The organism is Actinacidiphila glaucinigra (genome assembly GCF_900188405.1).
Taxonomy (GTDB): Bacteria; Actinomycetota; Actinomycetes; order Streptomycetales; family Streptomycetaceae; genus Actinacidiphila; species Actinacidiphila glaucinigra.
In genome coordinates this window covers 184,416-209,569 of the sequence record NZ_FZOF01000007.1, presented here as the reverse complement: position 1 = coordinate 209,569, position 25,154 = coordinate 184,416, and the positions used below count along the sequence as shown (strand labels likewise).

Sequence of the window (25,154 nt, the reverse complement as noted above, 5' to 3'; positions counted from 1 at the left end):
TCACGACGCGGCCGCGTGCCGCTCCTGGCCGTGGTGGGTGATCTCCATCGCGCCGCTGTCGCCGAACGTCAGCCGGCAGGTGTCGGCGCGGTAGGTGGCGACGGCCACCGCCGCCACGCGTCCGCCGCTGAAGTAGCGGGTGGTGACGACCAGCACGGCGGCGCCGGGCAGCCGGTCGAGCTGCTTGGCGTCCTCGGCGCGGGCCGACCCCAGCTCCACGGCCCGGTCGTCGCCGTCGAGTTCGACGGCGTGCAACTCCCGCAGGACGGCGGGGGCGTGGTCGGCCGGAGTCAGGTCGCCGGGAAGGCCGGGAACGGAGGCCCGGGGGACGTAGAGCAGCTCCGTGGCGACGGACTGGCCGCCCATCGAGCGGACCCGGCGGACGGTGTGCACCGCCTCGTCGGCGTCGGTGCCGAGCACGTCCGCGACGGCGGCCGGGGCGGCGGCCTCGACGCAGCCCACGGTGCGCCAGGCGTCACCGGTGGCCCCGGGCCAGCTGCCGCTCGACGGGCCGACGGAGACGCCCATGCGGGGCGGGGCGACCGTGGTGCCCACGCCGCGGCGGCGCTGCAGGCGGCCCTCGAGCTCCAGCTGCTCCAGCGCCTGGCGCAGGGTGGCCCGGGCGACACCGAAACGGGCGGCGAGATCACGCTCGTTGGGGAGGATCTCACCGACCTCGAACTCGGAGTCGAGCGCGTCGACGAGGACGGTCTTGAGGTGCCAGTACTTGGGCTCCGGCACGTTCTCGAGCTGCGTGGTCCCCACCCTGTCCTCCGCAATCCGCCTGACGCCGTCCGGGGTTTGTTCAGCCTTGTTTCCGAACGGCTCTTTATTAAAGGTTCTTGCACTACTAGGCGACGATAGAGCTGCCCTCCGAGTTGGTCAAGACCAATGCTCAGGGGCCCGGCCGTGCCCGGACGGCGGGACCGCGCACCGTTCACGAGGTGTTCGCGCCCGTCATGCGCCGTTCGTCCGCTGGTAGCGTTCGTGATCACGTCGAGCGAGGGAGCTGCCATGGGTCCGGTCACGGTGGTCACCGGAGGCGGCCGCGGCATCGGCGCGGCGGTCGCCCTGCGGCTGGCCCGCGAGGGGCACGCCGTAGGCATCGGTTACGAGAAGGACGCCGACGCCGCCGAGGACACCGCCCGCAAGGTCCGGGACACGGGCGCCCGCTGCGTCGTGGTGCGCGTCGACACCAGCGACGCCGCGCAGGTGGACGCGCTCTTCGACACGGTGGGCGAGCAGCTCGGCGCGGTGACGGGCCTGGTCAACAACGCCGGCGTCACCGGGCCGCTGGGGCGGTTCACCGAGACCCCGGTCGACGTCATGCGCAGGGTGATCGACGTCAACGTCATGGGCGCGATCCTGTGCGCCCGGCGCGCGGCGCTGGAGATGTCCACCCGGCACGGCGGCCGGGGCGGCGCCATCGTCAACATCTCCTCCGGCGCCGCGACGCTCGGCGGTCCCGGGGAGTACGTGCACTACGCCGCCAGCAAGGCCGCGGTCGACGCCCTGACCGTGGGCCTCGCCAAGGAGCTGGCGCCGGACGGCGTACGCGTCAACTCCGTGCAGCCCGGCATGATCGTGACCGACATCCACGCCGCCATGGGCGACCCCGAACGCCCCTGGCGCAACCCGGACCGCGTGCCCATGCGGCGGCCCGGGGAGCCGGACGAGGTCGCCGGCGCGGTGGCGTGGCTGATGTCGCCGGACGCGTCGTACACCACGGGCGCCGTGCTGCGCGTCTCCGGCGGTCTGTAGCGTCGCCGCCGGCTACTCCCCAGCGGCAACCTCCTCGTCCTCCGTGTCGATCATGCGCAGGATGTCGGTGGCGAGCGCGGCGACCTGCGGGATCAGCTCCGGGGTGGCCAGGGCCAGATGGCACAGCGACCAGGTCAGGGTGACGACCCGGGTCCGCCGCGCCTTAAGGGCGTCCAGAAGCCGGCGCCCGACCAGCTCGGCGGCGTCCTTGCGCACGGCGGGGTCGGTCCAGGCGGTCGCGACGATCGCGAGCGCGGCCGCCTCGCACACCCAGTCCTCGGCGTTGTTCAGCACGTCCACGAGCAGCGCGCGGCGCCGCGAGACGGCCCAGGGCTCGTCCGTGCGGTGGTGCGCCAGGCCCAGGCACGCCCACACCTGCACGCAGCGGATCCACAGGTCGGGGGCCTGGGCGGCGAGCGCGCGGCCCATCTCGTCCTCACGCGGGGCCGGCGGGTGGACGAGCACACCCAGCAGGTCCTCGGGGTCGAGCGCGGAGAGCGCCACCGCGTCGTCGTAGGCGGCGACCAGATGCGGCCAGCCGTGCCACGCCAGACGGCGCACCGCTTCGGCCGCCTCCGGGGACGGCGGGCGCACGGCGGGCCGCGCGGTCGTGCCCTCGTAGGCCCAGAGCGCGACCTCCACGGGGCGCGGGGGGATCCGCAGGTCCGGTTCGGGCACGGACTGGATCTCGGTCACCGCGTTCGGATAGGCGGCGCGGAGCGCGAGCAGCGCGCTCGGCGGCTCCAGCGCGGAGATGGTCAGCGTCAGCCCGGCGTCGCCCGGCACGGACTGCCCGAGCGCCTGGTGCAGGAGGCTGACGACGGCCTCGTTGCCGCCGGGTATCCAGTTGAGCCAGGGCGTGCCCTGGCTCAGCCGGGCCAGGAGGTCCGCGGCGTAGCCGTGCCCGGGCTCGGCCCGCAGGTGGTCGGCGAGGGCGACCAGATGCCGCAGGTCCGGCTCGACGGCGTGGCGCAGCGCGTGCACCGCGGGGGCCGCCTTGGGGTGCGAGGGGTCGGCCGCCAGCGCCCGCTCGGCCCACGCCACACCCTCGGCGGGACGGCCGAGGCCGTCCAGCAGTTCGGCGATGTCGACGTACAGGTCGAGGTCGGAGGGGTCGCGGGCGACCTCGCGCCGCCAGACCTCCAGCGCCTCCTCCGAACGGCCGGCGCTGCGCAGCGCGTAGCCGAGCATCACCGCGGCGGGGTGGGAGGGTTCGAGCTCGTACGAGCGCCGCGCCCAGCCCACCGCCTCCTCGGTGCCGCCCATGCGGCGGGCGAGGGTGGAACCGCACCACAGCAGCATCGTGTGGTCGGGATGGCGCGCGGCGCTCGCGCGGACCAGGTCGAGCAGCGGCAGCAGCGGACCGCGCCGCTCCTCGTCGACCGGGTCGGGCAGTTGCGGCGCGACGCGCGCCGCCGCGCGGGCCACGGTGTCCGGCGCGACGAGCTCCGCGATGCCGGGGCGGCACAGCCACGCCACGTCCAGCCAAGCCCGCTGCGGTTCGTGCCCGGCGCACTGGGCGAGCAGGCCGACGGCCTCGTCCCAGTGGCCCGCGACCGCGCAGAGGTGGCCGCGCGCCGCCACGGTTCCGATGAACGCCCGCTCCTCGGGGGCGAAGTACGTCAGCGCCGCTTCCGCGCCCCCGACACGCGCGGCGAACTCGGCCAGCGCCTCGTGGATCTCGGGGAGTCCGGGGTCGCGCGCCAGGGCGTCCTCCAGGTGCCGGGCGGCGTGCCCGAGATCGCCCCCGGCCAGCGCGATGCGCGCGGTGGCCACGTCGCCCTCCGCCTCCAGGCGCGCCCCGCTCTCGCGACCCTCCGGATGATCGTGCACAGCCGCTCCCCACCTCGAACCGCTCCCGGCGCTCCCGCCCCCGGGGCACCCTAACCGACGCCGTTGAATCCGAGGCCGCGCGCCGGGCGGTGTCCGGCCGGCCGGACATCTCGACCCTCGCATTACTTTCGTGCCGGGAGTGGGTGGGTGGGGCCGGTGAGTGGGTGCGGGTTCGTCTCGCGCCCTTCGGGCGCACAGCGGCGGGCTGCGGAGGGGAGGGTGGCGGTCCGGGGCTTGTCGGCAGTGTGCGGGTGGGGGGTGCGGGTTCAGGCGCCGGAGCGGGCCGCCTTTCCGTTGGCCTCGGGTCTCGTTGCCGTCCGCGGGTGCAGATGGCCGCTTCCACGCCATCCGTGGGCGGTGGGCGCGCCCGCCGTAACCCGCGACTGCGGGTGCTTCGGGGTGCTGCCCGGGCGGTCGGCGGGAGATCGGGCCCGCTTTCGACGGTTTGGACGTCGAAACAGAGCCCGATCTTTGAGCCGGGCGAGATCGGGCCCGCTTTCAGCGTCATAGACGTCGAAACAGGGCCCGATGTCGGGGAAGCACCCGCAGACGCCGGTTACGGCGGGCGCGCCACCCACGAACAGTGGGCGTGGTCACCGGCCATCTATACCCGCGGACGGTAGCGAGACCGCGACCAGACGAACAACCCACCCCGCTCCGGCGCCTGAACGCCCGCCACCCACCCGCCCCGCACACTGCGAACAAGGCAGGCCCCCCACCCTCCCCTCCGCAGCCGGCGCTTTGCGCCCGCAGGGCGCGAGACGGCGGGACAGCCGAACACCGGCAGCGGCACCGGCACATCCGCGGGCCGGCCCCACCCGCCGGACAATGCCGATTCGTTAACACAAGGAAACGGATTCAAAACCCGAGCGGGCGTTCCGGCGTACACAATCCCCCCAGCCTCCAGCAGGTCGCCCGGTTGTTGCACCAACCCCGAGGAGCACCATGTCCGCTCAGGCCACCGACGTGGCGAAAGGCTCTCCGCCACCACCACCGCAGAACGCACTGGACCGCTACTTCCGCATAGGGGAGCGCGGATCGACCTTCGGCCGCGAAGTCCGCGGCGGTTTCGCCACCTTCTTTACGATGGCGTACATCCTCGTGCTGAACCCGATCATCCTGGGAAGCGCGAAGGACAAGTTCGGACACGTCCTGTCGACCGGTCAACTGGTCACCGCCACCGCGCTGGTGGCGGCCGTCATGACGATCGTCATGGGCGTCGGCGGCAACCTGCCGCTGGCCATCGCGGCGGGCCTCGGCCTCAACGCGGTCGTCGCCTTCCAGATCGCGCCCCTGATGAGCTGGGACGACGCGATGGGCCTCATCGTCATCGAGGGCCTGGTCATCTGCGTCCTGGTGGTCACCGGGCTCCGCGAGGCGGTGATGCACGCGATACCCCAGCCGCTGAAACAGGCGATCAGCGTGGGCATCGGCCTGTTCATCGCCTTCATCGGCTTCGTGGACGCCGGCTTCGTCAGCCGCATCCCGGACGCCGCGAACACCACGGTGCCCGTTCAACTCGGCGGGAGCGGGGCGTTGTCGGGCTGGCCGGTGCTGGTCTTCTGCCTGGGCGTGCTGCTGACGATCGCCCTGCTGGCCCGGAAGGTGAAGGGCGCGATCCTGATCAGCATCGTCGCCATGACCGTGCTGGCGATCGTGGTCGACGCCGTCGCGGACGTGAAGAGCTGGGGCCTGACCACGCCCAAGGTGCCCGACGACGTGTTCGCCGCACCGGACTTCGGGCTGCTGGGGCACTTCAGCCTCTTCGGCGCCTTCGCCGAGGTCAGCTTCATCACGGTCGTACTGCTGGTCTTCACCCTGATCCTGTCGGACTTCTTCGACACCATGGGCACGGTCGTCGGCATCACGGCCGAGGCGGGTCTGCTGGACGAGGAGGGCAAGGTCCCGAACCTGGGCCGGGTGCTGCTGATCGACGGTGCCGCGGCGGTCGCGGGCGGCGCCGCCTCCTCGTCGTCCAACACCGCCTACATCGAGTCGGCGGCCGGCGTCGGCGAGGGGGCCCGTACGGGCTTCGCCAACCTGGTCACCGGCGGCCTGTTCGCGGTGGCCCTCTTCCTGAGCCCGCTGCTGACGATCGTGCCGCTGCAGGCGGCGGCCCCGGCTCTGGTCGCGGTCGGCTTCCTGATGATGACCCAGGTCAAGAACATCGGCTGGGACGACTTCGAGATCGCCGTCCCCGCGTTCCTGACGATCGCCGTGATGCCCTTCACGTACTCGATCACCAACGGCATCGGTGCCGGCTTCATCGCCTTCGTGCTGCTCAAGGCCGTACTGGGCAAGGCCCGGCAGGTGCACTGGCTGCTGTGGGCGGTGTCGGCGCTCTTCGTCGTCTACTTCGCGATCGACCCGATCGAGCAGCTGCTCGGGGTCAAGTAGGCATCGGCGGGCCGCGGGGGCCGATACGGCCTCCCGCGGCCCCACGATGAAGACCCCGACCGGGACGGGGGCCCCCGGTCGGGGCCGCTGGCCGAGCCGGCGTTCCGCCCCCGGCCCGTACCTGTCGAACTACCGGCGCGGGGAGGGAGTTCCCGCCCGTTCCGGACCCCCCGGTGTGATGTGGCGCACGCCCGCGCCGGGCGCCGCTCCGGCAGGCCGCCGGACTTCCGTCCCGGGGTGCCGGACCGGTCGTCGCTCCCCCGGGCCGTGTCGGCGGCGGCCCACCTGCGGGTGCCCGACGGCCGCCGAGGCCGAAACCCGGGCGTGTGCCTCGCGCGAGCGTTTGATCTCGATTCGGCAACAGCGGGTTTAAGGCGGGGGCACCCCCTTATCGGCACGCCTGGTTGCTTGATACATATGGTCCGCGCGTTCCTGTCCGTCGACGGTCGCACGACTCCCCCACCTGCTCGCCGTGCCTTCGGCCGTCCCGCACCCAGGAACGCCCATGTCTTCGCGGACCGCGCCCTCGCGCGCCCTGCTGCCGCTCGTCGCGCTCTTCTGCGCCGGCTACCTCGCGCCGTACCTGATGCCGACCGTCGTCGGCCGCCTCACCACCGGTCTCGGCCTGAGCGGTTCCCAGGCCGGGGCGGTGGGCAGCGCGCTGCTGCTCGGCTCGGCCTGCGCCGGGTTCACGCTGGCCTCGCGGGTCGACCGGATCGGCCGGGCGCGGCTGGCCCGGTTCGGGCTGCTGATGACCGCGGGCGGCTTCACGGCGGCCGCGGCCACCGGCCATGTGCCCCTGGTCGTCCTCGGCTGCGTGGCGGGGGGATTCGGCTCCGGCACCTCGACGGCCGTGGCCGCCGTCGGGATCTCCGGTGAACGGGAGCCCCACCGGGTCACGGTGCTCGCGCTGCTGGCCACCTCGGCGACGGCGGGGGCGCTCTACCTCGTACTGCCGCGGCTCGGCGGGGGCCACGCCCTGCCGTTGGCGGCCATCGCCGCGACGGCCCTGCTCGTGCTCCCGCTGACCCGGCGGCTGCCGGCGCGGCCCTGCCCGCACTCCACGGCCGCCGCGCGGCCGGCCGGGCTTCCGCTGCCGCACCTGGGCGCCGGGGCCGTGCTCGCCGTGTCGATGCTGTGCTGGTCGCTGGCGCAGAACGCGCTGTGGGGCGTGAGCGGCCGCATCGGGCTGGACCGGGTCGGCCTGTCGGAGGCCGCGGTCGGCATGGTGTTCGCGGTCGCCCTCGGGGGCGGGCTGCTCGGCGTCGTGGCCGCGGGCGCCCTCGGTGCGCGCCTCGGGCGTGCGGTGCCGATCGGGGCGGGCACGGTGGTGATCGCCGTGTGCGTGGCGGTCGCCGCCTCCGCCCGCGGCCCGGTCGCGTTCGCGGTGGGCGAGGTGCTGTGGAACACCGTCTACCCGGTGGCGCTCTCGTACCTGATCGGGCTGGCCGCCGCCCTCGACCCGCGGGGCCGCTGGGCGGTGTACGCCGGTTCCGCGTCCTCGCTGGGGGTGGCCTGCGGACCGCTGACCGGCGCGCTGCTCTGCGCCCGGCTGGGCTTCCCCGCGATGGGAGGGGTCCTGGCCTGCCTGCTCCTGCTCGCCGCCGTACCGCTCACCGCGGTGGCGCGCGGCGCGGGTTCCGGCGGCTGGGGCCGGGGCGCCGTGGCGGTCGGCCGCCGCGCCGCCGCGGTCGTGGCCCGTACGGACGTCGGCCGGGCGGCCTGAGCGGAAATCGGGATGCCGCGGCGGGGCGCGTCTGGCAGGGTGCCGCCTCGTGAACGACACCGGAACCGTCCGCATCACCCCGCTCTCCGAGCGTCCCGAGCTGATCCCCCGGCTCTGGGAGATCTCCGGGAACTGGCCGGCCTTCGTCCCCCAGGACCCGGTCGCCGGCGCCCTGTTGGACCGGGTCCCCGAGGACTTCCCGCAGTACTGCGTCGTCGCGACCGACGGCGACCGGGTCGTGGCGCGCGGCTTCGCCGTCCCGTTCGACGCCACCGGTGAGGGGCGCGAGGAGACCCCGGACCAGGGCTGGGACCGGATACTGGTGTGGGCGCACTCGGACCTGCGCGACGGGCGTCCGGCGACGGCCGCCGGCGCGCTGGAGATCACCATCGACACCGGCCACCTGGGTCGGGGCCTGTCGCACCGCATGGTCGCCGCGCTGCGCGACACCGCGCGGGACCTGGGCCACGGCGCGCTGCTCGCCCCGGTCCGTCCCACGGCCAAGCACCTGCGGCCGCGGCTCCCCATGGCCGACTACGTCGGCCTGCTGCGCGAGGACGGACTTCCCGAGGATCCGTGGCTGCGGGTGCACGTCAGGGCGGGAGGTGTCGTCGTGCGGGTCGCGCCGGCCTCGATGACGGTCAGCGGGACGCCGGCCCAGTGGCGGCGCTGGACGGGGCTCCCCTTCGACCGGGACGGCGCCGTCGAGGTACCCGGGGCGCTGGTTCCGGTGCACTGCGACATCGCGCACGACCACGCCGTGTACGTCGAGCCCAACGTCTGGGTCCGCCACGCCACGCGGGACCGCTAGCCGAGCGCCCGGTCCAGGTTGAAGGCGGCGCTGATCAGAGCCAGGTGCGTGAAGGCCTGCGGGAAGTTGCCGCGCTGCTCCCCGGCGCGGTCGATCTCCTCGGCGTACAGGCCCAGGTGGTTGCCGTAGGTGATCATCTTCTCGAAGGCCAGGCGCGCCTCGTCCTTGCGCCCGGCGCGGGTGAGGGCCTCGACGTACCAGAAGGAGCAGATGGAGAAGGTGCCCTCGTCGCCGGGGACGCCGTCAGGGCTCGCCAGCGGGTCGTAGCGGTAGACCAGGGAGTCCGAGACCAGGTCCTTGCCGAGGGCGTCGAGCGTCGAGAGCCACTTGGGGTCGGTCGGCGAGATGAACTTGGACAGCGGCATCATCAGCACCGACGCGTCCAGCACGTCCTCGCCCTCGCTCTGGGTGAACGCGCCCCGCGCCTCGGACCAGCCGTTCCTCATGATCCGCCGGTAGAGGTCGTCGCGGGCCCCGTACCAGCGCTCGCGGTTGGCGGGCAGGCCGCGGTGGTTCGCCATGCGGATGCCGCGCTCGATCGCCACCCAGCACATCACGCGGGAGTAGAGGAAGTTCTTGCGGCCGCCGCGGGTCTCCCAGATGCCCTCGTCGGGCTGGTCCCAGTTGTCGCAGACCCAGTCCACGAGTTCGCAGACGGTGTCCCAGTGGGCACTGGAGATCGGCTTGCCCCATTTGTCGTACAGGTAGAGGGAGTCGATGAGCTCGCCGTAGATGTCCAGCTGGAGCTGGTGGACGGCGTTGTTGCCCACGCGGACCGGCGCGGAGCCCGAGTAGCCCTCCAGGTGTTCCAGCTCCCGTTCGGGCAGTTCGGACCGGCCGTCGATGCCGTACATGATCTGCAGGGGGCCTGCGGAGCAGCGCGGTCCGCCCATGCAGACGCGGTCCGACAGGAAGTTCATGAAGGACTCGGCCTCGTCGGTGAAGCCCAGCCTGAGCAGCGCGTAGACGCAGAAGGCGGCGTCGCGGATCCATACGTAGCGGTAGTCCCAGTTGCGCTCGCCGCCGATGCGCTCGGGGAGGCTGGTGGTGGGCGCGGCGATGATGGCGCCGGTCGGCGCGTAGGTGAGGAGCTTGAGGGTCAGCGCGGACCGGTGCACCATCTCGCGCCAGCGGCCCCGGTACTTCGACTGGGACAGCCAGTGCCGCCAGTAGCGCACGGTCTTCTCGAACTGGTCCTCCGCCTCGGTCAGCGGGCAGCCGCGCGGGCCGACACCGTCGCCGACCTGGTCCAGGGCGAAGACGGCGGCCTCGCCCTCGGAGAGCTTGAACTGCGCCCACACGTCCCGGCCGTCGTTCTCCAGCGGCACCGAGCAGGTCAGGGCGATGGTCTGGGCCGGGGTGGCGAAGAGCGCCTGCATCCCGTTCATGTGCACGGTGTGCGGCACGGTGCCGTAGTCGAACCGCGGGGCCACCCGCATCCGGAACGGCAGCACGCCCCGCACGCAGACCACGCGGCGGATCAGCCGGTGCCGGTCGGCCTCGTGGGACTCGTCGACGACCGGCATGAAGTCCTGCACCTCGCCCATGCCGTCCTCGGCGAAGAAGCGGGTGATCAGCACATTGGTGTCGGGGAAGTAGAACTGCTTGGTGCGCGCGGGCACGTCCGCGGCCAGCTCGAAGCTGCCTCCCCGCTCGGCGTCGAGGATGGAGGCGAAGATGCTGGGGGCGTCGAAGCGCCCGGAGCAGTACCAGTCGATGGTGCCGTTCGTGCCGACCAGCGCCGCGCTGCGCAGGTCGCCGATGAGCCCGTGGGCGGCGATCGGCAGGTACCGGCCGTCGGCCGGTGCGAAATCGGACCGGAGGGCTTCGGCTGTCACGGTGGCCTCCTCACGTGCCGGGAAACGGCAAAAGCCACCATTCAGACTAACCCCCCATGTCCTCCTTCTTCTCGGTCAGGACCGTGCCGCCCGCCGGGCCTACGCCTCCCCGGCCTCCGCCTTCTCCGGTCCGGCGGGCCGCTCACCGATGTATTCGAGGACGGAACGGGCCTCGGCAAGCCGCTGCGCCGCGACCCCGGCGTCCCCGTCTTCTCCCCCGCTCTCGTCTTCGGCCCCGCTCTCGTCCTGTCCCGCGTACTGGGCGATCACGGCCCGGGCCCGCTTTGCGGCCGCGGCGTGCCGTCCCAGGTCGGCCTCGAGCCAGGCGGCCATGAGCTGGGCCGCGCTGCGCGCGGGACCCGGGCCGAAGACCGTGATCGCGCGTTCGGCGCAGGCCAGACCCTCCTCGTACGCGGCGCGGGCCGAGCCGTCCGTGTCCTCCTCGCCGGGCTCGCCCGGGCAGGAGCGGACGATCAGTTCGCCGGTCTGCCGGTGGGTCCCCGCCAGTTCGGCGCGCAGGTGGGCCGCGGCCGCCCCGTCCCCGGCCGCCGTCGCCGCGGCCAGTGCCTCCTCGGCGACCGCGGCGGCCTCGGCCATCGCGGCGCGGCCCTCGGCGAGGCCGCCCTGGCCGTCGTGGAGGGAGAGCCAGGCCCGGGCGCGCAGGGTGCGCACGAGCGGGACGGGACGCTCCATGGCGCGCCAGAGCTCACCGGCGCGGCCGTACGCCTGTGCGGCCTCGCCGGCCAGGCCGGCCCGTTCCAGGGAGTCGGCGGCGAGGTTCGCCAGGACGGCGTGGTCCTGCTGCTCCTCCCAGTGCTGCGCGATCTCCGCGGCGAGCAGGAACTGCTCGGCAGCGGCGCGCGGCTCGTCCAGGTCGCGCAGTGCCTCGCCCAGCCACCAGCGGGCCTGGACGACCCGCCCGTCGTGGTGGGCGCGCACCAGGTCGGGCAGGGCGGTCTCCAGGACGGTGGCGGACTCCGCGGCCCTGCCCTCGCGCAGCAGCGCCCCGCCGAGGACGAGTCGCGCCCAGGCGCCGAGCTCCTCCGACATCTCGCCCTCGTCGGCCCAGTGGGCGCCCTCCAGGGCGTGGTCGGCGGCCTCGGCGTCGGCGCCGCGGGCGGCGAGTGCGGCGGCCAGCACGGTGTGCAGGTGGGCGCGGTGCACCGGGCCCAGGGCGGCGGCGCCGTGCTCCAGCGCGGCGCGGGCGGACTCCTCCGCGGTCGTGTGGTCGTCCCGCTGGAGGGAGAGGTCGGCGAGCAGCGCCTCGGGTTCGGCGGCGTACCAGGGGGTCGCGGCCTCGTGGTGGAGGCGGGCGGCCCGCGCGAAGAGCCCGGCGGAGGCCTCGACGTCGCCGCGTGCGGCGGTGTGGCGGGCGTGCAGCGTGATCGCGTCGGCGAGCCGGCCCGCCATCCGCTCCTCGTCGCGGTGCTCCTCGGCGAAGGCGATGATCCGCAGCAGTTCCGCCTCGTCCCCGGCGCCGGGCGGCGTGACGTCGAGCCTGGCCAGCCAGGCGCCCGTCAGCTGGCGGGCGGTGGCCCGGCCGGCGCCGTGCAGTTCCCGCAGCGCGTCGATGGCGGCGTCGAGCGCGGCGAGGGCCTCGCCGGTCCGCTCCGCGAGGGCCGCCGCGTAGCCGGCGCGGACGCGGCAGGCGGCGGCCTCGCCCGGCTTCCCGGCCGCATCGAACAGCCCGGCCGCGGTGCCGAAGAGCGGTACGGCGGTGCCGGGGTCGGTGAAGGCGGCGATGCCGGCGTGGTCGGCGATCTCGGCGCGGTCCAGGTCGCCCAGGGCGGTGCCGGTGTGTTCCGCGGCGCGGCCCGCGGCGGCCCAGGCGGCGCCCGCGTCGGGGTGCTGGGCCTCGCTCAGCGCGCGGGCCTCGGCCAGCAGCGCGCCGACGTCCCCGGAGTCCGCGGGCACGGCGGCCGCCGCGGGCGCGGGCTGCGCAGGGGCGGCGGGCGCGGTCAGGCGCTGCCGGGCCCGGACGCCCAGCGGGAGCCGCTCCACCAGGGGGCCCGCGGCGAGGCGCTCGCGCAGGCGGCGGCTGACGGCGTCGTTGCCGTTGCGGGCGTCGAAGCGCGCGGAGACGGCCGCGGCCTCGCGTTCGGCGTGGGCGAGCAGTGCGCGGGCCGTCCAGTCGGTGCCGGCGGGTCCGGGGACGCTCCGGTCGCCATGGCCGAGGGCGACGAGGCGGCGCATCAGCAGACCGCTGACGGCGAGGTGGTCCATGAGCGTGTCGGGGTCGCCGGTGTCGGTGAAGTACGCGGGGTGCTCGGCGAGGATCTCCAGGGCGCGTGCCTCGTTGCCGGTCAGGGCGCAGAACTCGACGTGGCAGGAGACCGCGCCGCGCATGCTCTCCATCGGCCGCACGAGGCGGTAGCCGCGCAGGTGGTGGGCGCGTGCCTCGTCGAGCCGGCCGAGCCGGACCAGCGGCAGCAGCGAGGACGCCAGCACGTTGTGCGGTTCGTGGGCGCAGGTGTACTGCCCGGCGAGGACGGGCTCCCAGGTGCGCAGCGCCTCCTCGTCGCGGCCGCGGTCGACCTGCCAGCTGCCCTGGCCGTGGAGTTCGCAGGCGTGGCAGTCGGCCATGGCGTCGCGGTCGGCGGCCAGCCACGCGGCGTGCGCGGTCTCGGCGCGGGCGGTGTCGCCGAGGTGCCGCGCGATGCGGAACTCGCCCTGGCGGACGGCGCGTTCGGAGTGCCCGGCGAGGCGGTAGCGGTGCTCCATCTCGCGCTGCCACTTCTCGATGGAGGCGAGCGGGACCTCGGGCTGGTCGAGCATGCCGCTGGCCACCCACTTGAAGATCCAGTGCAGCTGGTGGGTGTTCGCGCCGTCGAACTCGCCGGGCCGCTCGTCCCACATGCGCAGCAGGCGGGCGAAGGGCACGAAGAACTTGTCCTTCTCGCTGCTGTACGCGTAGGCGCCGGCGAGGTTGAACAGGGCGTCGACGAGCAGCGGGGTGTCCCCGGTGGCCTCGGCCTCGGCGACGAGCCGCTCCGCGCCGGCGTTGCGGGCGCGGCCCTCGGGCTCCTCGCGGTTGTGGTGGAGGGCGCGGCGTATGGTCTCGACCGCCGGATCCTGGGTGCTCATCGGCCGTCCTCCTGTTCGGCGTCGCCGGCCTTGCCCGGGGGGCCGTCCGTGGTCTGCGCCGCCCACTGCAGCAGACCGAGGAAGGCGCGGTTGAGGAGCGCGGAGTCGGCGGGGCGCAGCGGGCGCTGGGCCATCAGCAGGGCCTGGCCGTACAGCGCCTCGGCGGCGGTGCCGGCGAGTTCGGGGTCGGTGAAGCCGCTGATCCGCCGGACCAGCGGGTTGAGGTGGTTCAGCACGAGTCGGGCGCGCGGGGTTCCGCCGCGCAGCGAGCCGAGGATGCCCGCCCACAGCTCGTCGGCCTGCTCCTCCTCCTCGGCGCGGGCGCGTTCGTGGCGGGCGGCCCGGTCGTCCAGGTGGAGCGCGGGGACGGTGACCGGGTGGAAGGTGCGCAGCGACACGTCGCAGCCGAGCGGGTCGAGCCTGGCGCGGGCCGCGGCGAGGAAGCCGGACAGGGCGAGTTCCTCGGCGGGGTCGACGGCGTCGAGGTGCGCGGTGACGGTGTCCGCGTCGAGTTCGGCGACGGCGGTGCCGGGGCGCACGGTGGGCAGCATCTCGACCAGGTCGGCGTCGTAGGTGTAGCCGCCGTTGACGACCCCGATGCCCTGCGCGGAGGCGATGGCCGCGACCTGGCGGTACTCCTCGACGGTGCGGGTGAAGTGGACGACCCGGTGGCGGCGGGCGAACTCCTCCAGCGACAGCTGCCCGTCGGTGGTCTCGAACGGCAGCCACGGCAGCATCGTGCGGAGCATCCCGGCGTCGTGCCGGGCGAGCGACTTGACGCCGAGGTGGTGGACGGCGAGGAACTGGGCGAGCCGTTCCCGGTCGCCCGCGGCGAGTTCGGTCAGCCAGCCGCGGATGCGTTCGCCGAGCGCCTCGCGGACGGCGGCGAGCGTCTCGTCGGCGTACAGGCTCTCCCGTGACGCGGTGGGGCGCAGGCTGTCGGTGTCGATCACGCAGCGGACGAAGAAGGCCCACTCCGGGAGGAGTTCGTCGGCCCGGTCGGTCAGCAGCATGCCCTTGAGGTGGACGCGGTGCCCGGCGCGCTGGGCGGGGCTGACCGCGGCGGGCAGGACGTAGCCGACGCCGCGCACGCCCGCGAGGGGGACGTCGAGGTCGATGACGTCGAGCGGGGTGAAGCCGAACTGCTCGTGGCAGTGCCGGGCGAGCGCGACCCGGCGGGCGGCCGGCCCGGGGTGCGGGCGCTCCCAGACCGGCGGGCGATCGGTGACGGGCGTGTCGCCGACCCGCACGTCGTACGGCAGCAGGGAGCCGAAGTCCCTGGCGAGGGCGAGCACGCGGTCCTCGGCGAGCCACTCGGCGGCGCCCGGCCGGGCGGTCAGGTGCACGGTCGTACCGGGCTCGGGGTGGTCCCGCACGGGCAGCGTGCGGACGGTGTACGAGCCGTCGTCCCGGGCGGTCCACTCGACGGGCGGGGCGTCCGGGGTACGGGCGGACCTGCTGACGACGCGGATCTGCTCGGCGACGACGAAGCAGGCGAGCAGGCCGATGCCGAACTGGCCGAGGAACTCCGAGCGAGCGCTCTCCAGCCCGTCGCGCTTGGAGCTGCGGCCGATGGTGGCCAGCAGGTCGTGCACATCGGACTCGGTGAGGCCGACGCCGGTGTCCTCGACGCGCAGCCGGCCGCCCTCGGCGTGCAGCCGCACCCGGGCGGGCGCGTCGGGCTGTTCGGCACGGCGGGCGGTGATCGCGTCGACGCCGTTCTGCAGCAGCTCCCGCAGGTAGACCTTGGGGCTGGAGTAGAGGTGGTGGGAGAGGAGGTCCACCAGGCCACGCAGGTCGACCTGGAAGGCGTGCGGTGTCTGATCTGCAGTCATGGTGGGGGCGCCGGTGCGTTCCGGGGAGGGGGAACGGGGCGCGGGTAGGGCGATCGGGTGATCGCGGCCGCCGGATTCGGGACATCGTATGGCGGCGGAGCCCGCGGTGACCAGGGGGTTTCGTCGTGCGGGGCGGCCGGTGGGGAGTGCGGCGGCGGGCGGGCGCCGCCGTACGGCGCGGTGCGGTTGTTCACTGGGCGTTCGGATCGACGGCACACGGCGCGAGTAGGAACGGGGGCGGACGCATTCGGCGTACGCGATTCGGAACTTGGGAGGCCAGGATGGCGGACGGATCCGGGAGCACGGTCGGGCGGCGCTCGGTGCTGAGGGGCGGGCTCGCGGCCTCCGGGGCGCTGCTGGTGCCGGCGGTGGCCGCGCCCGCGCTCGCCCTTTCGGGGAGGCCGGCGGCGACGTCGGGTGTGCAGACCGGCGACGTGACGGCGTCGGGCGGTCTGGTGTGGGTGCGGGCGGACCGGCCGGCGCGGATGGTGGTGGAGACCTCGGCGACCGAGTCGTTCCGCCACACCCGGCGCTTCCACGGCCCGGTGGTCGGCCCCGGCACCGACTTCACCGGGGTCACCCGGCTGCACGGCCTCCCGGCGGGCGAGCAGGTCCACTACCGGGTGCTGCTGGCCGACCCCGACGACCCGCGCCGCGCCGGCGCGCCGGTCACGGGCACCTTCCGTACAGCGCCGGACGGGCGGCGCGGCGGGGTGCGCTTCGTGTGGTCGGGCGACCTGGCCGGGCAGGGCTGGGGCATCAACCCCGACATCGGCGGCTACCGCATCTTCGACGCCATGGGCGCGGTGGACCCGGACTTCTTCCTGTGCAGCGGCGACAACATCTACGCCGACGGCCCGATCGCGTCGACCCAGGCGCTCCCCGACGGCAGCACCTACCGCAACATCACCACGGCGGAGAAGTCCAAGGTCGCCGAGACCCTGGCCGAGTTCCGCGGCAACTTCCGCTACAACCTGATCGACGAGAACCTGAGACGCTTCAACGCCCGGGTGCCGTCGGTCATCCAGTGGGACGACCACGAGGTCCGCAACAACTGGTACCCGGGCGAGGTGATCGCCGCCTCGGACCCGCGCTACACCGAGAAGAGCGTGGACGTCCTCGCGACCCGGGCGCGGCGGGCGTTCGCCGAGTACTTCCCCCTCTCCTCGCTGCGCCCGGACGGCGCCGGCCGGGTGTACCGGGTGCTGCGCCAGGGCCCCCTGCTGGACGTCTTCGTCCTCGACATGCGTACGTACCGCAACGCCAACTCCCCCGACGACCAGGCCCACGACGCGCAGGGCATCCTCGGCCGGGAGCAGCTGGAGTGGCTGAAGCGGGAGCTGTCGCGCTCGCGCGCGGTGTGGAAGGTGATCGCCTCGGACATGCCGCTCGGGCTGGTGGTGCCCGACACCACGGAGGGGAAGCCGAACATCGAGGCCGTGGCGCAGGGCGACCCGGGCGCGCCCCTCGGCCGTGAGCTGCAGATCGCCGAGCTGCTGCGGTTCGTCAAGCACCGCAGGATCACGGGCACGGTGTGGCTGACCGCCGACGTCCACCACACCTCGGCGCAGCACTACCAGCCCTCGCGCGCGGCGTTCACGGACTTCGCGCCCTTCTGGGAGTTCGTGTCCGGCCCGCTGAACGCGGGTGCCTTCCCGGCGAGCGCGCTGGACGGCACCTTCGGGCCGGAGCGGGTCTTCGTGAAGGCGCCGACGGCCTCGAACGTCTCGCCCGCCGAGGGCTACCAGTTCTTCGGGCAGGTCGACATCGACGGCCACTCCGGCGACATGACGGTGCGGCTGCGCGAGCAGGACGGCACGGTGCTGTTCACGAAGGTGCTGCGGGCGGGGCTGGTCGGGCAGTAGCGGCGGCCGGCGGGCACGGATTTCTCGGGCCGATCGCCCGGTGGCGCACTCGCGCCGCCGGGCGGTCGGCTGATCGGCGCGTCCCGTCGCGTCGCGTCGGGAAGGCGATGCCGCCCGGCGACCGGGCAGCTGACCCTCGGGGGGCCGGGCCCTGCCCTGCGAGCGGGCCCGCCGCAAACCCGTTCGCGGTGCGGGGGTGCTCGCCCTGACGCCGCACGGAGTGGCATGCGGCGTCGCACCGGGCCCGGACGAGCGGGTGCACCCGGCCCGGAGGGCTTAGCATGTGCAAATCGGCCGGGCAATACGGCGAATTCGAGACCTCGTGGGGCGGCCGGGGCGGGTGCTCCGCACCGTCCCGGCTCACCGGGAGGACGGCGCCATGACAGGTGGCTTCACCTACGAGCCGGTCGGGGTGACCCGGACCGGCGGGCCCACCCCGCCGGGGTTCCACCACCTGCACGAGCGGATCCGGATCGGCGAGGGCCCCGAGGTGCTGGCCGCGGCCGGGCGGGCGCTGACGGGGTGGCGGATGCACCGGGCGACCGGACTGCGGGTGCCGGCCGGCACCCCGGACGCGGCGCCGGGGGTGCGGGTGCCGCTGCGGATCGGCCCGCTGCACGCGCCCTGCGAGGTGGTGTGGGCGGAACACGGCCCGGAGCGCGTGGGGTTCGCGTACGGGACACTCCCCGGTCACCCGGAGCGCGGCGAGGAGGCGTTCGTGGTGAGCCTCGCGCCGGACGGGTCCGTGTGGCTTGATGTCACGGCCTTCAGTGGACCGGGGGCGTGGTACGTGGGTCTACTGGGCCCCCTGGGACGCGTCACTCAGCGTGGCATCGCGCGCCGCTACGGCCGGTGCCTGCGCCGGTTGTCGCAGGATGGAATTGTTGAAAGGGGGAGTTAAGCGACATGGAACACGCTTTACCCGTCGGTCACAACGCGTTCGTGATCACGCAACACCCGTTCGGCATGGTGTTCGCATGCGAGAACTGACTTCCGCCACGACCGCCTCCGCGGCCACCGCGCGGCGGCGGTACCACCGGCGCCGCGATGTCGTCGAACTCGCCGCGCTCCTGGTGGCCGTCGCCACCGCCGACCTCGTCGCCGAGAGCGCCGGGCACACCCCCGGTCTCCCGGCCCTGCTGTGCCTGTCGGCCGCGGCGCTCGCCGCGACCGCCGGCTTCCGCACATGGCGGGCACGCCATCACGGTCATGCGCCCCCTCCCGCCGGGGGCCACGAGGGGAACCGCGCGACGGAGCCGGGGGAAAGCTCCGCCGCCCACGGACCCGACGCCGGTGCCGCGTTGTGGCGGGTGCGCACCACCGTGCGCGACACCCCGGGCAGCCTCGCCTCACTCTGCGCGGCGCTGGCCGGACGGGGCGTGGACATCCTCACCCTCCAGACGCACCCGCTGACGGAAGGCACCGTGGACGAGTTCCTGGTCCGCGCCCCGGCCGCGCTCGCGCCGGAGGACCTGGCGCGGACCGTGGCCGACGGGGGCGGCCGGGACACCTGGACCGAGCGGGCCGACGCCCACGACCTCGTCGACACCCCGACCCGGATGCTGGGCCTCGCCACCCGCACCGCCATGGACGCCGCCGAACTGCCGCTGGCCTTAAGGCAGTTGTTCGGACGTTGCACGATACGGTCCACCCCGCCCGGTACGGCCGGCCCCGATCCGGCCGAGGACACCCTGGAGGGCACGATCATGCGGCTGCGCGATCCGGCCGGAGGCACCATCACCGTGGAACGCGCCTGTCTCCCGTTCACCCCGACCGAGTTCGCCCGGGCCCGCGCGCTCGTCGAGCTCGACGCGCACCTCGGCGCAAGGGTCCCGGACGGCCGGGCCGTCCTCACCCTGCCCGAGGGGAACGAGATCACCGTCCGCCGGGCGGGCCCCGAGGACCTCGAGGCCGCCCGCGAACTCCACGACCGCTGCTCCAAAGCGACCCTGACCCGCCGTTACCACGGTCCGGTCGCGGACGTGGACCGCTATCTGACCCATCTGCTCAGCCCCCGCTTCGGGCGGACGCTCGCCGTGCAGACGGTCTCCGGCCGGCTCGTCGCCCTCGGCCACCTGCTGTGGGACGGCGACGAGACCGAGGTCGCCCTGCTGGTCGAGGACGCCTGGCAGCACCGCGGCATCGGCCTGGAGCTGCTGCGCCGGCTGGCCGCCCAGGCCGTCGACGCCGGGTGCGGGAGCGTGTACGCGGTGACCCGGGCGACCAACACCGCGATGGTCGCGACGATGCGCCGCCTGGGTCTGCCGCTGGACTACCAGGTCGAGGACGGCACGCTGGTCATCACCGCGACGCTGTCACCGGCCGACGCGAGCGCTCGGCTGCGCTGAGCGCGATGTCCAGGTCCTCCCACAGGTCCTCGACGTCCTCCAGTCCGACCGACAGCCGCAGCAGCCGGTCGCTGACGCCCGAGTCGCGGCGGTCGCCCTCGTCGACGATGCGGTGGCTGATCGAGGCCGGGTGCTGGATGAGGGTGTCGACGCTCCCGAGGCTGACCGCCGGGGTGATCAGCCGGACCCCGGCGATCACCTCGTGCGGATCGCCCTGGACCTCGAACGCGACCATGGCGCCGCCGATCCGCGGGTAGTGCACCTTCGCCACCCGCGGGTCGGCGGCCAGCCGCTCGGCCAGCGCCGCCGCCGTCGCCGAGGCGGACGTCACCCGGACCGGCAGCGTGGACAGCCCGCGCAGCAGCAGGTAGCCCGCGAGGGGGTGCAGCACCCCGCCGGTGGCGAAGCGCACCTTGCGCAGCACGCGGGCGAACTCCTCGTCGCAGGCGATGACTCCGCCGAGGACGTCGCCGTGCCCGCCAAGGTACTTGGTGGCGCTGTGCAGCACGATCCTGGCGCCGCTCTCCAGGGGGCGCTGCAGGACGGGCGTGGCGAAGGTGTTGTCGACGACCAGCGGCACCTCGCCGCAGGAGTGCGCGACGGCCCGCAGGTCGACCTCGGCCAGCGTCGGGTTGGCGGGGGTCTCCACGATCACCAGGCCGGTGTCGGGGCGGATGGCGTCGGAGATCCCGGCCGGGTCGGTCCAGGTCACCTCGGTGCCGATGAGGCCGCCGGTCAGGAGGTGGTCGCTGCAGCCGTACAGCGGGCGGACGGCCACCACGTGGCGCAGCCCCATGGAGGCGCGGGCCAGCAGGGCGGCGGTGAGGGCGGCCATGCCGCTGGCGAAGGCCACCGCGGACTCGGCGCCCTCCAGCCGGGCCAGCGCGGTCTCGAAGCGGGCGACGGTGGGATTGTCCAGCCGGGAGTAAACCGGCGGGCCGGTCAGCGCGGCGCCCGTCACGGCGAAGTCGTCGAGTCGGGCGGCCTCGGCGCGGCTGTCCCGCGAGGGGTAGGTGGTGGACAGGTCCAGGGGAACGGCGTGCAGGCCGAGGTCCGCGAGGTCTTCGCGGCCGGCGTGCACAGCCTCGGTGGCGAGGGCGCGGGTGGGCGCCGATGCTGTCGTGTCCATGGCCCGATGCTGAACAGCTACCGGTCCGTAGTGTGAAAGGCCCGTGTTAACTTCGGCCGATGTCCGATTCTGTGCTTCTGGATCCGGTCGACCTCGAGATTCTGCGTCTCCTGCAGAACGACGCACGGACGACCTACAAGGACCTCGCCGCCGCCGTCGGCGTGGCCCCGTCCACGTGTCTGGACCGGGTCGGCCGGCTGCGCCGCACGGGGGTGATCCTCGGCCACGAGCTGCGGGTCGACCCGGCCCGGCTCGGGCGGCCGCTGGAGGCACTGCTGGCGGTCCAGGTGCGGCCGCACCGCCGCGAGCTGATCGGCCCCTTCGTGGAACGGGTGCGGGCGCTGCCGGAGTCGCGGGCGCTGTTCCACCTCACCGGGCCCGACGACTATCTCGTCCACGTGGCCGTCGCGAGCACCGGCGACCTCCAGCGGCTGGTCGTCGACGAGTTCACCTCGCGGCCCGAAGTCGCCCGCGTGGAAACCCGGTTGATCTTCCAGCACTGGGACTGCGGCCCGCTGCTCCCGCCCACGTCAGGAATATGATCGTCAATGGTGATGACGGAGCGGGCCGCTCCGTACCAGGATGTGACCATGCCCGACACCACCGGCAGCCCGCTGCCCCGCCGGATCGCCGACGCGTACGTCGACGCGGTCACCGAACTCGATCCCATCACCGCCACGTACCTGGGGGTACGGACCGGCCAGGACCGGCTCCCCGACTTCAGCCCCGCCGGCCTGGAGGCCCAGGCCGAGCTCGCCCGCCGCACCCTGGCCGGCATCGACGCGGCCGAGGTGCCGGACGACGACGAGCGCCGCTGCGCGCGGCTGCTGCGCGAGCGGCTCACCGCCGAGCTGGCCGTGCACGAGGCCGGTGAGGGCCTGCGGGCCGTGAGCAATCTGCACTCCCCCGTCCACTCGGTGCGCGGTGTGTTCATGCTGATGCCGACCGGGACCGACGAGGACTGGGCCGCCGTCGCCGCCCGGCTGCGCGCCGTCCCGCAGGCCCTGGCCGGCTACCGGGCCTCCCTGGAGGAGGGCGTCGCCCGCAAGCTGCCGGCCGGGCCGCGCCAGGTCGCCACGGTCGTCGAGCAGCTCGGCGAGTGGCTGGGCGAGGACGCAGGAGCGAGCTGGTTCGCGCAGTTCGTGAAGGAGGGCCCAAAGGCCCTGCGGTCCGAGCTCGACGGCGCCGCCGCCGAGGCCACCGCGGCCGTCGCGGGCCTGCGGGACTGGCTGCGCGACACCTACGCCCCGGCCGTCGAGGGCACTTCCGACGCCGTCGGCCGCGAGCGGTACGCCCGCTGGGCCCGCTACTGGACGGGCTCCGACCTCGACCTGGACGAGGCGTACGCCTGGGGCTGGGAGGAGTTCCGGCGCATCGAGGCCGAGATGCGCGTCGAGGCGGAGAAGGTGCTGCCCGGTGCCACCCCGATGGAGGCCCTGGCGCACCTGGACGAGGCCGGCGAGGCCATCGAGGGCGTCGACGCGGTCCGCGAGTGGCTGCAGGGCGTGATGGACGAGGCCATGGCGGCGCTCGACGGCACCCACTTCGACCTGGCCGAGCCCGTCAAGCGCGTCGAGTCCCGCATCGCCCCGGCCGGCAGCGCCGCCGCGCCGTACTACACCTCGCCCTCCCTGGACTTCTCCCGCCCGGGCCGCACCTGGCTGCCCACCCTGGGCCGTGAGCGGTTCCCCGTGTGGGACCTGGTCAGCACCTGGTACCACGAGGGCGTCCCCGGCCACCACCTGCAGCTCGCGCAGTGGGCGTACGTCGCGGACCGGCTCAGCCGCTACCAGGCGACGCTCGGCCAGGTCAGCGCCAATGCGGAGGGCTGGGCCCTGTACGCCGAGCGCCTCATGGACGAGCTCGGCTTCCTGACGGACGCGGGCCGCCGGCTCGGCTACCTCAACGCGCAGATGCTCCGGGCCACCCGCGTCATCCTGGACATCGGCATGCACCTGGAGCTGGAGATCCCGCAGGACAGCCCGTACCGCCCGGGCGAGACCTGGACGCCGGAGCTGGGACGCGAGTTCTTCGGGCGCTTCAACGGCCTCAGCGACGCCATGCTCGACAGCGAGATCATCCGCTACCTCGGCATGCCGGGCCAGGCCATCGGCTACAAGCTGGGCGAGCGCGCCTGGCTCGCCGGGCGCGAGGCCGCCCGCAAGGCGCACGGCGACTCCTTCGACCCGAAGGCCTGGCACATGGCCGCGCTGTCGCAGGGCTCCCTGGGCCTGGACGACCTCGTCGACGAGCTCTCGAAGCTCTAGCTCCAGCGGTCACCCGTCCTCCCCCGGGCCCTGCCCGGGGTCCGGGGGAGGACGCCGTGCGCGCCGCCGTCTGACGCTCCGGGTCGGGCGGCCGTTCCGCCAGTCCATCCGGTGGACGCCGGTCTCGGTGTGAGCGGGCAGCACACCCCGCCGGCCCTGGCCCACCTCACGGGAGATCGGTCCACCCGCCGTGCGGGTCCACGGCCGCGGGGACCCGCGGGTGCGGGCCGGGCGGGGTGGATAGGGTGAGGTGCATGGGGGTGTTGCGCGGATGATCCCGAACGCTTCACGGGAAGACGGACGGCTCGTGCTGGCGCACGGCCGGCTGACCCTGCGGGAGCAACTCCCGGAGGAGGCGGCGCGGCTGGCCGACGGCAAGCAGGCCGGGCTGGCGTGGATCGACGGCGGGCCGGGCGAGGGCACGATCATCGCGGCCGGGATGATGACGATCGCGGCGACCGCCGGGGTGTACGCCCCGGGATGGGGGCTGTTCGTGATCCAGCGGTCGCAGGACGGCCTCGCGCTCGGCGGTATCGGCTTCCACGGGCCGCCCTCCGCCGTCGACGGCCAGGTGGAGATCGGCTACGACCTGTCGGAGTCCGCCCGCGGCGTCGGCTGGGCGACGGACGCGGTGCTGGTGCTGTCCCGGTGGGCGTTGAGCCGCGCCGAGGTGCGCACGGTGCTGGCGACCACCGACCCCGGCAACCGCGCCTCGCAACGGGTGCTGGAGCGGGCCGGCTTCGGGCGCATCGCGGACCGGGACGCCCAGTGGGCGTACGAGTTGGGGCCGGTCGGCCGGGGTGTGACGGCGTAATTCGCTGTCGCGGCGCCCGCCGGTTCCGCCACGATCGGGGACGTGAACACCATGCCCACGTCCCGGACCCTCTTCCTCTCACCCCGCGTCACCGCCACCGGCCACGCGCTGGCCGCCGCCGCGCACCGGCGCGGCATGGCGACGCGCACCCTGCCCACGTGGCGGGTGCCGCAGGACTCGGCGGACGCGGTGGGCCCGTCGCTGTACGCGGGGCCGCTGTTCGCCGACGCCGTGGCGGCGGACCTGGGCCTGGGGCTGCTGGAGGCCGACGAGGACTGGCTGGCCCGGCTGCCGCTCGAACTGGTCGGGCGGGACGTCCGGTTCACGACCGTGGCGGAGGCCCGCGCGCTGCGCCGGCCCGCCTTCGTGAAGCCGCCGAACGACAAGAGCTTCCCGGCCAGGGTGTATCCCGACGGCAGCGGCCTGCCCGGTCCTGACGCGGTGGACGACGACGCTCCCGTGCTGGTCAGCGACATCGTGGCGTTCGCCGCCGAGTACCGGCTGTTCCTGCTGGACGGCCAGGTGGTGACGGGCAGCCGCTACGCGACCGGCGGCGGCCTGGACGTGGCGCCGCTGGACGGCGACCCGCTGGCCGGCGAGGTGCGGGACTTCGCCGGGCGGCTCTTCGCACCCGGGGTGCCTGAGCTGCCCGGCGCGATCGTGGTCGACGTCGGCCGGACCGGGGACGGCTGGGCGGTGGTCGAGGCCAACGCGGCCTGGGCGAGCGGCCATTACGCCTGCGACGCCGATGCCGCGCTGGACGTCGTCCTGCGGGCGGCGGCGCCGCTCACCGGCTTCGGGTCGCGGGACCGCCGGTTCCTGCGGCCGGAAGTCTCCGTCGTCCGCTGAGGCGGGCCCGCGGCGGCCTCAGCAGCCGCAGTCGTCCGCGCCCACGGGCGCGGTCAGCGGGTCGGCGGGGCGCCGCTCGGTGCCGTCGGCCGTCTCGTGGGCGAAACCCTCGCGGATCCAGTACTCCATGCCGCCGAGCATCTCCTTGACCCGGTAGCCGGCGCTCGCCAGGGCGTGTGCGGCACGGGTCGCGCCGTTGCAGCCGGGGCCCCAGCAGTACACGACGACGGGCACGTCGCGGTCGAGGAGGGCGGGGGCGAGCCGCGGGACGTCCGCGGTGGGCAGGTGGACTGCACCGGGGACGTGGCCCTGCTCCCAGGCCTGGGTGGAGCGGGAGTCGACGAGGACGAAGCCGGGCCCGGCGCCGGTCTCCGCCGCCGTGGCGAGGGCGGCCGCGACGTCGGACACGTCGGCGTGGAAGGCGAGGCTCGCGGCGAAGTACGCGGCGGCGTCGGCCGGAGCGGCGGGCGGGACCCGCAGGACGGGGTTGCCGGCCGGGGCGGGGGCAAAGGCGGCGGTCTGTGTCGTCATGGCGGCGAATCTATGCGCGCCGGCCGCCCGCCTGAAGGGCCGTTCCCCGGCGTCCGCCTTGCCCGG

Annotated in this window: 18 protein-coding genes; 11 read left to right on the top strand and 7 right to left on the bottom strand. The window is 74.4% G+C overall.

Annotation, left to right across the window (positions count from 1 at the left end; genetic code table 11):
- Positions 1–765, bottom strand: coding sequence for a GntR family transcriptional regulator (locus tag CHF15_RS16915; protein WP_089224639.1), 765 nt, complete (start codon positions 763–765; stop codon positions 1–3).
- 249 nt (positions 766–1,014) lie between these two features.
- Here CHF15_RS16915 and CHF15_RS16910 point away from each other — a divergent pair, with 249 nt between their 5' ends.
- Positions 1,015–1,761 carry an SDR family oxidoreductase gene (locus CHF15_RS16910; protein WP_089224638.1) on the top strand — a complete coding sequence of 249 codons (747 nt, stop codon included), beginning with the start codon at positions 1,015–1,017 and terminating at the stop codon, positions 1,759–1,761.
- A 12-nt stretch (positions 1,762–1,773) separates the two neighbouring features.
- Here CHF15_RS16910 and CHF15_RS16905 read toward each other — a convergent pair whose 3' ends face one another.
- Complete coding sequence (locus CHF15_RS16905) at positions 1,774–3,594, bottom strand: tetratricopeptide repeat protein (RefSeq protein WP_089224637.1); 1,821 nt, start codon at positions 3,592–3,594, stop codon at positions 1,774–1,776.
- 945 nt (positions 3,595–4,539) lie between these two features.
- Here CHF15_RS16905 and CHF15_RS16900 point away from each other — a divergent pair.
- The 3 genes from CHF15_RS16900 (at position 4,540) to CHF15_RS16890 (ending at position 8,528) form a co-directional block, all read left to right on the top strand.
- On the top strand, positions 4,540–5,991 hold the full coding sequence (locus CHF15_RS16900; protein ID WP_089224636.1) for an NCS2 family permease: 1,452 nt from the start codon (positions 4,540–4,542) through the stop codon (positions 5,989–5,991).
- A gap of 505 nt (positions 5,992–6,496) precedes the next feature.
- The gene (locus CHF15_RS16895) at positions 6,497–7,717 is read left to right on the top strand and encodes an MFS transporter (protein ID WP_089224635.1); all 1,221 of its coding nucleotides are present in this window, start codon (positions 6,497–6,499) and stop codon (positions 7,715–7,717) included.
- 49 nt (positions 7,718–7,766) lie between these two features.
- Positions 7,767–8,528: an N-acetyltransferase gene (locus CHF15_RS16890; RefSeq protein WP_089224634.1), complete on the top strand. Its 762-nt coding sequence runs from the start codon at positions 7,767–7,769 to the stop codon at positions 8,526–8,528.
- Here the strand turns inward: CHF15_RS16890 and CHF15_RS16885 are convergent.
- The 3 genes from CHF15_RS16885 to CHF15_RS16875 form a co-directional block, all read right to left on the bottom strand.
- Positions 8,525–10,366, bottom strand: coding sequence for a glycoside hydrolase family 15 protein (locus CHF15_RS16885; protein WP_089224633.1), 1,842 nt, complete (start codon positions 10,364–10,366; stop codon positions 8,525–8,527). The two genes, CHF15_RS16890 and CHF15_RS16885, sit on opposite strands and share 4 nt — an antisense overlap.
- Before the next feature lie 99 nt (positions 10,367–10,465).
- Positions 10,466–13,450 (bottom strand): hypothetical protein, encoded by a 2,985-nt coding sequence (locus tag CHF15_RS16880; RefSeq protein WP_089224632.1) that lies wholly within the window; start codon positions 13,448–13,450, stop codon positions 10,466–10,468.
- Entirely contained in the window at positions 13,447–15,285 is a 1,839-nt protein-coding gene (locus tag CHF15_RS16875; RefSeq protein WP_089224631.1) for an HSP90 family protein, read from the bottom strand. Before CHF15_RS16875 ends, CHF15_RS16880 begins: the two co-directional genes overlap by 4 nt.
- Before the next feature lie 281 nt (positions 15,286–15,566).
- On the opposite strand from CHF15_RS16875, the gene CHF15_RS16870 reads away from it, so the two are divergent.
- The 3 genes from CHF15_RS16870 (at position 15,567) to CHF15_RS16860 (ending at position 19,498) form a co-directional block, all read left to right on the top strand.
- Positions 15,567–17,150, top strand: a complete 1,584-nt coding sequence (locus CHF15_RS16870; protein WP_089224630.1) for an alkaline phosphatase D family protein — start codon at positions 15,567–15,569, stop codon at positions 17,148–17,150.
- A 379-nt stretch (positions 17,151–17,529) separates the two neighbouring features.
- Entirely contained in the window at positions 17,530–18,051 is a 522-nt protein-coding gene (locus tag CHF15_RS16865; RefSeq protein ID WP_089224629.1) for a DUF1990 family protein, read from the top strand.
- Positions 18,052–18,127: 76 nt separating this feature from the next.
- The gene (locus CHF15_RS16860) at positions 18,128–19,498 is read left to right on the top strand and encodes a GNAT family N-acetyltransferase (protein ID WP_089224628.1); all 1,371 of its coding nucleotides are present in this window, start codon (positions 18,128–18,130) and stop codon (positions 19,496–19,498) included.
- On the opposite strand, the gene CHF15_RS16855 is transcribed toward CHF15_RS16860, so the two are convergent.
- Positions 19,452–20,627 carry a trans-sulfuration enzyme family protein gene (locus CHF15_RS16855; protein WP_089224627.1) on the bottom strand — a complete coding sequence of 392 codons (1,176 nt, stop codon included), beginning with the start codon at positions 20,625–20,627 and terminating at the stop codon, positions 19,452–19,454. The genes CHF15_RS16860 and CHF15_RS16855 overlap by 47 nt on opposite strands.
- Positions 20,628–20,686: 59 nt before the next feature.
- On the opposite strand from CHF15_RS16855, the gene CHF15_RS16850 reads away from it, so the two are divergent.
- From CHF15_RS16850 to CHF15_RS16835, 4 genes are all read left to right on the top strand, one after another.
- On the top strand, positions 20,687–21,169 hold the full coding sequence (locus CHF15_RS16850; protein ID WP_089224626.1) for an Lrp/AsnC family transcriptional regulator: 483 nt from the start codon (positions 20,687–20,689) through the stop codon (positions 21,167–21,169).
- 48 nt (positions 21,170–21,217) lie between these two features.
- The gene (locus CHF15_RS16845) at positions 21,218–22,894 is read left to right on the top strand and encodes a DUF885 domain-containing protein (RefSeq protein ID WP_089224867.1); all 1,677 of its coding nucleotides are present in this window, start codon (positions 21,218–21,220) and stop codon (positions 22,892–22,894) included.
- Positions 22,895–23,165: 271 nt separating this feature from the next.
- Positions 23,166–23,708, top strand: coding sequence for a GNAT family N-acetyltransferase (locus tag CHF15_RS16840; RefSeq protein WP_089224625.1), 543 nt, complete (start codon positions 23,166–23,168; stop codon positions 23,706–23,708).
- 51 nt (positions 23,709–23,759) lie between these two features.
- Positions 23,760–24,557: an ATP-grasp domain-containing protein gene (locus CHF15_RS16835; RefSeq protein WP_179279855.1), complete on the top strand. Its 798-nt coding sequence runs from the start codon at positions 23,760–23,762 to the stop codon at positions 24,555–24,557.
- An 18-nt stretch (positions 24,558–24,575) separates the two neighbouring features.
- On the opposite strand, the gene CHF15_RS16830 is transcribed toward CHF15_RS16835, so the two are convergent.
- On the bottom strand, positions 24,576–25,088 hold the full coding sequence (locus CHF15_RS16830; RefSeq protein WP_089224623.1) for a rhodanese-like domain-containing protein: 513 nt from the start codon (positions 25,086–25,088) through the stop codon (positions 24,576–24,578).
- Positions 25,089–25,154 lie beyond the last annotated feature (66 nt).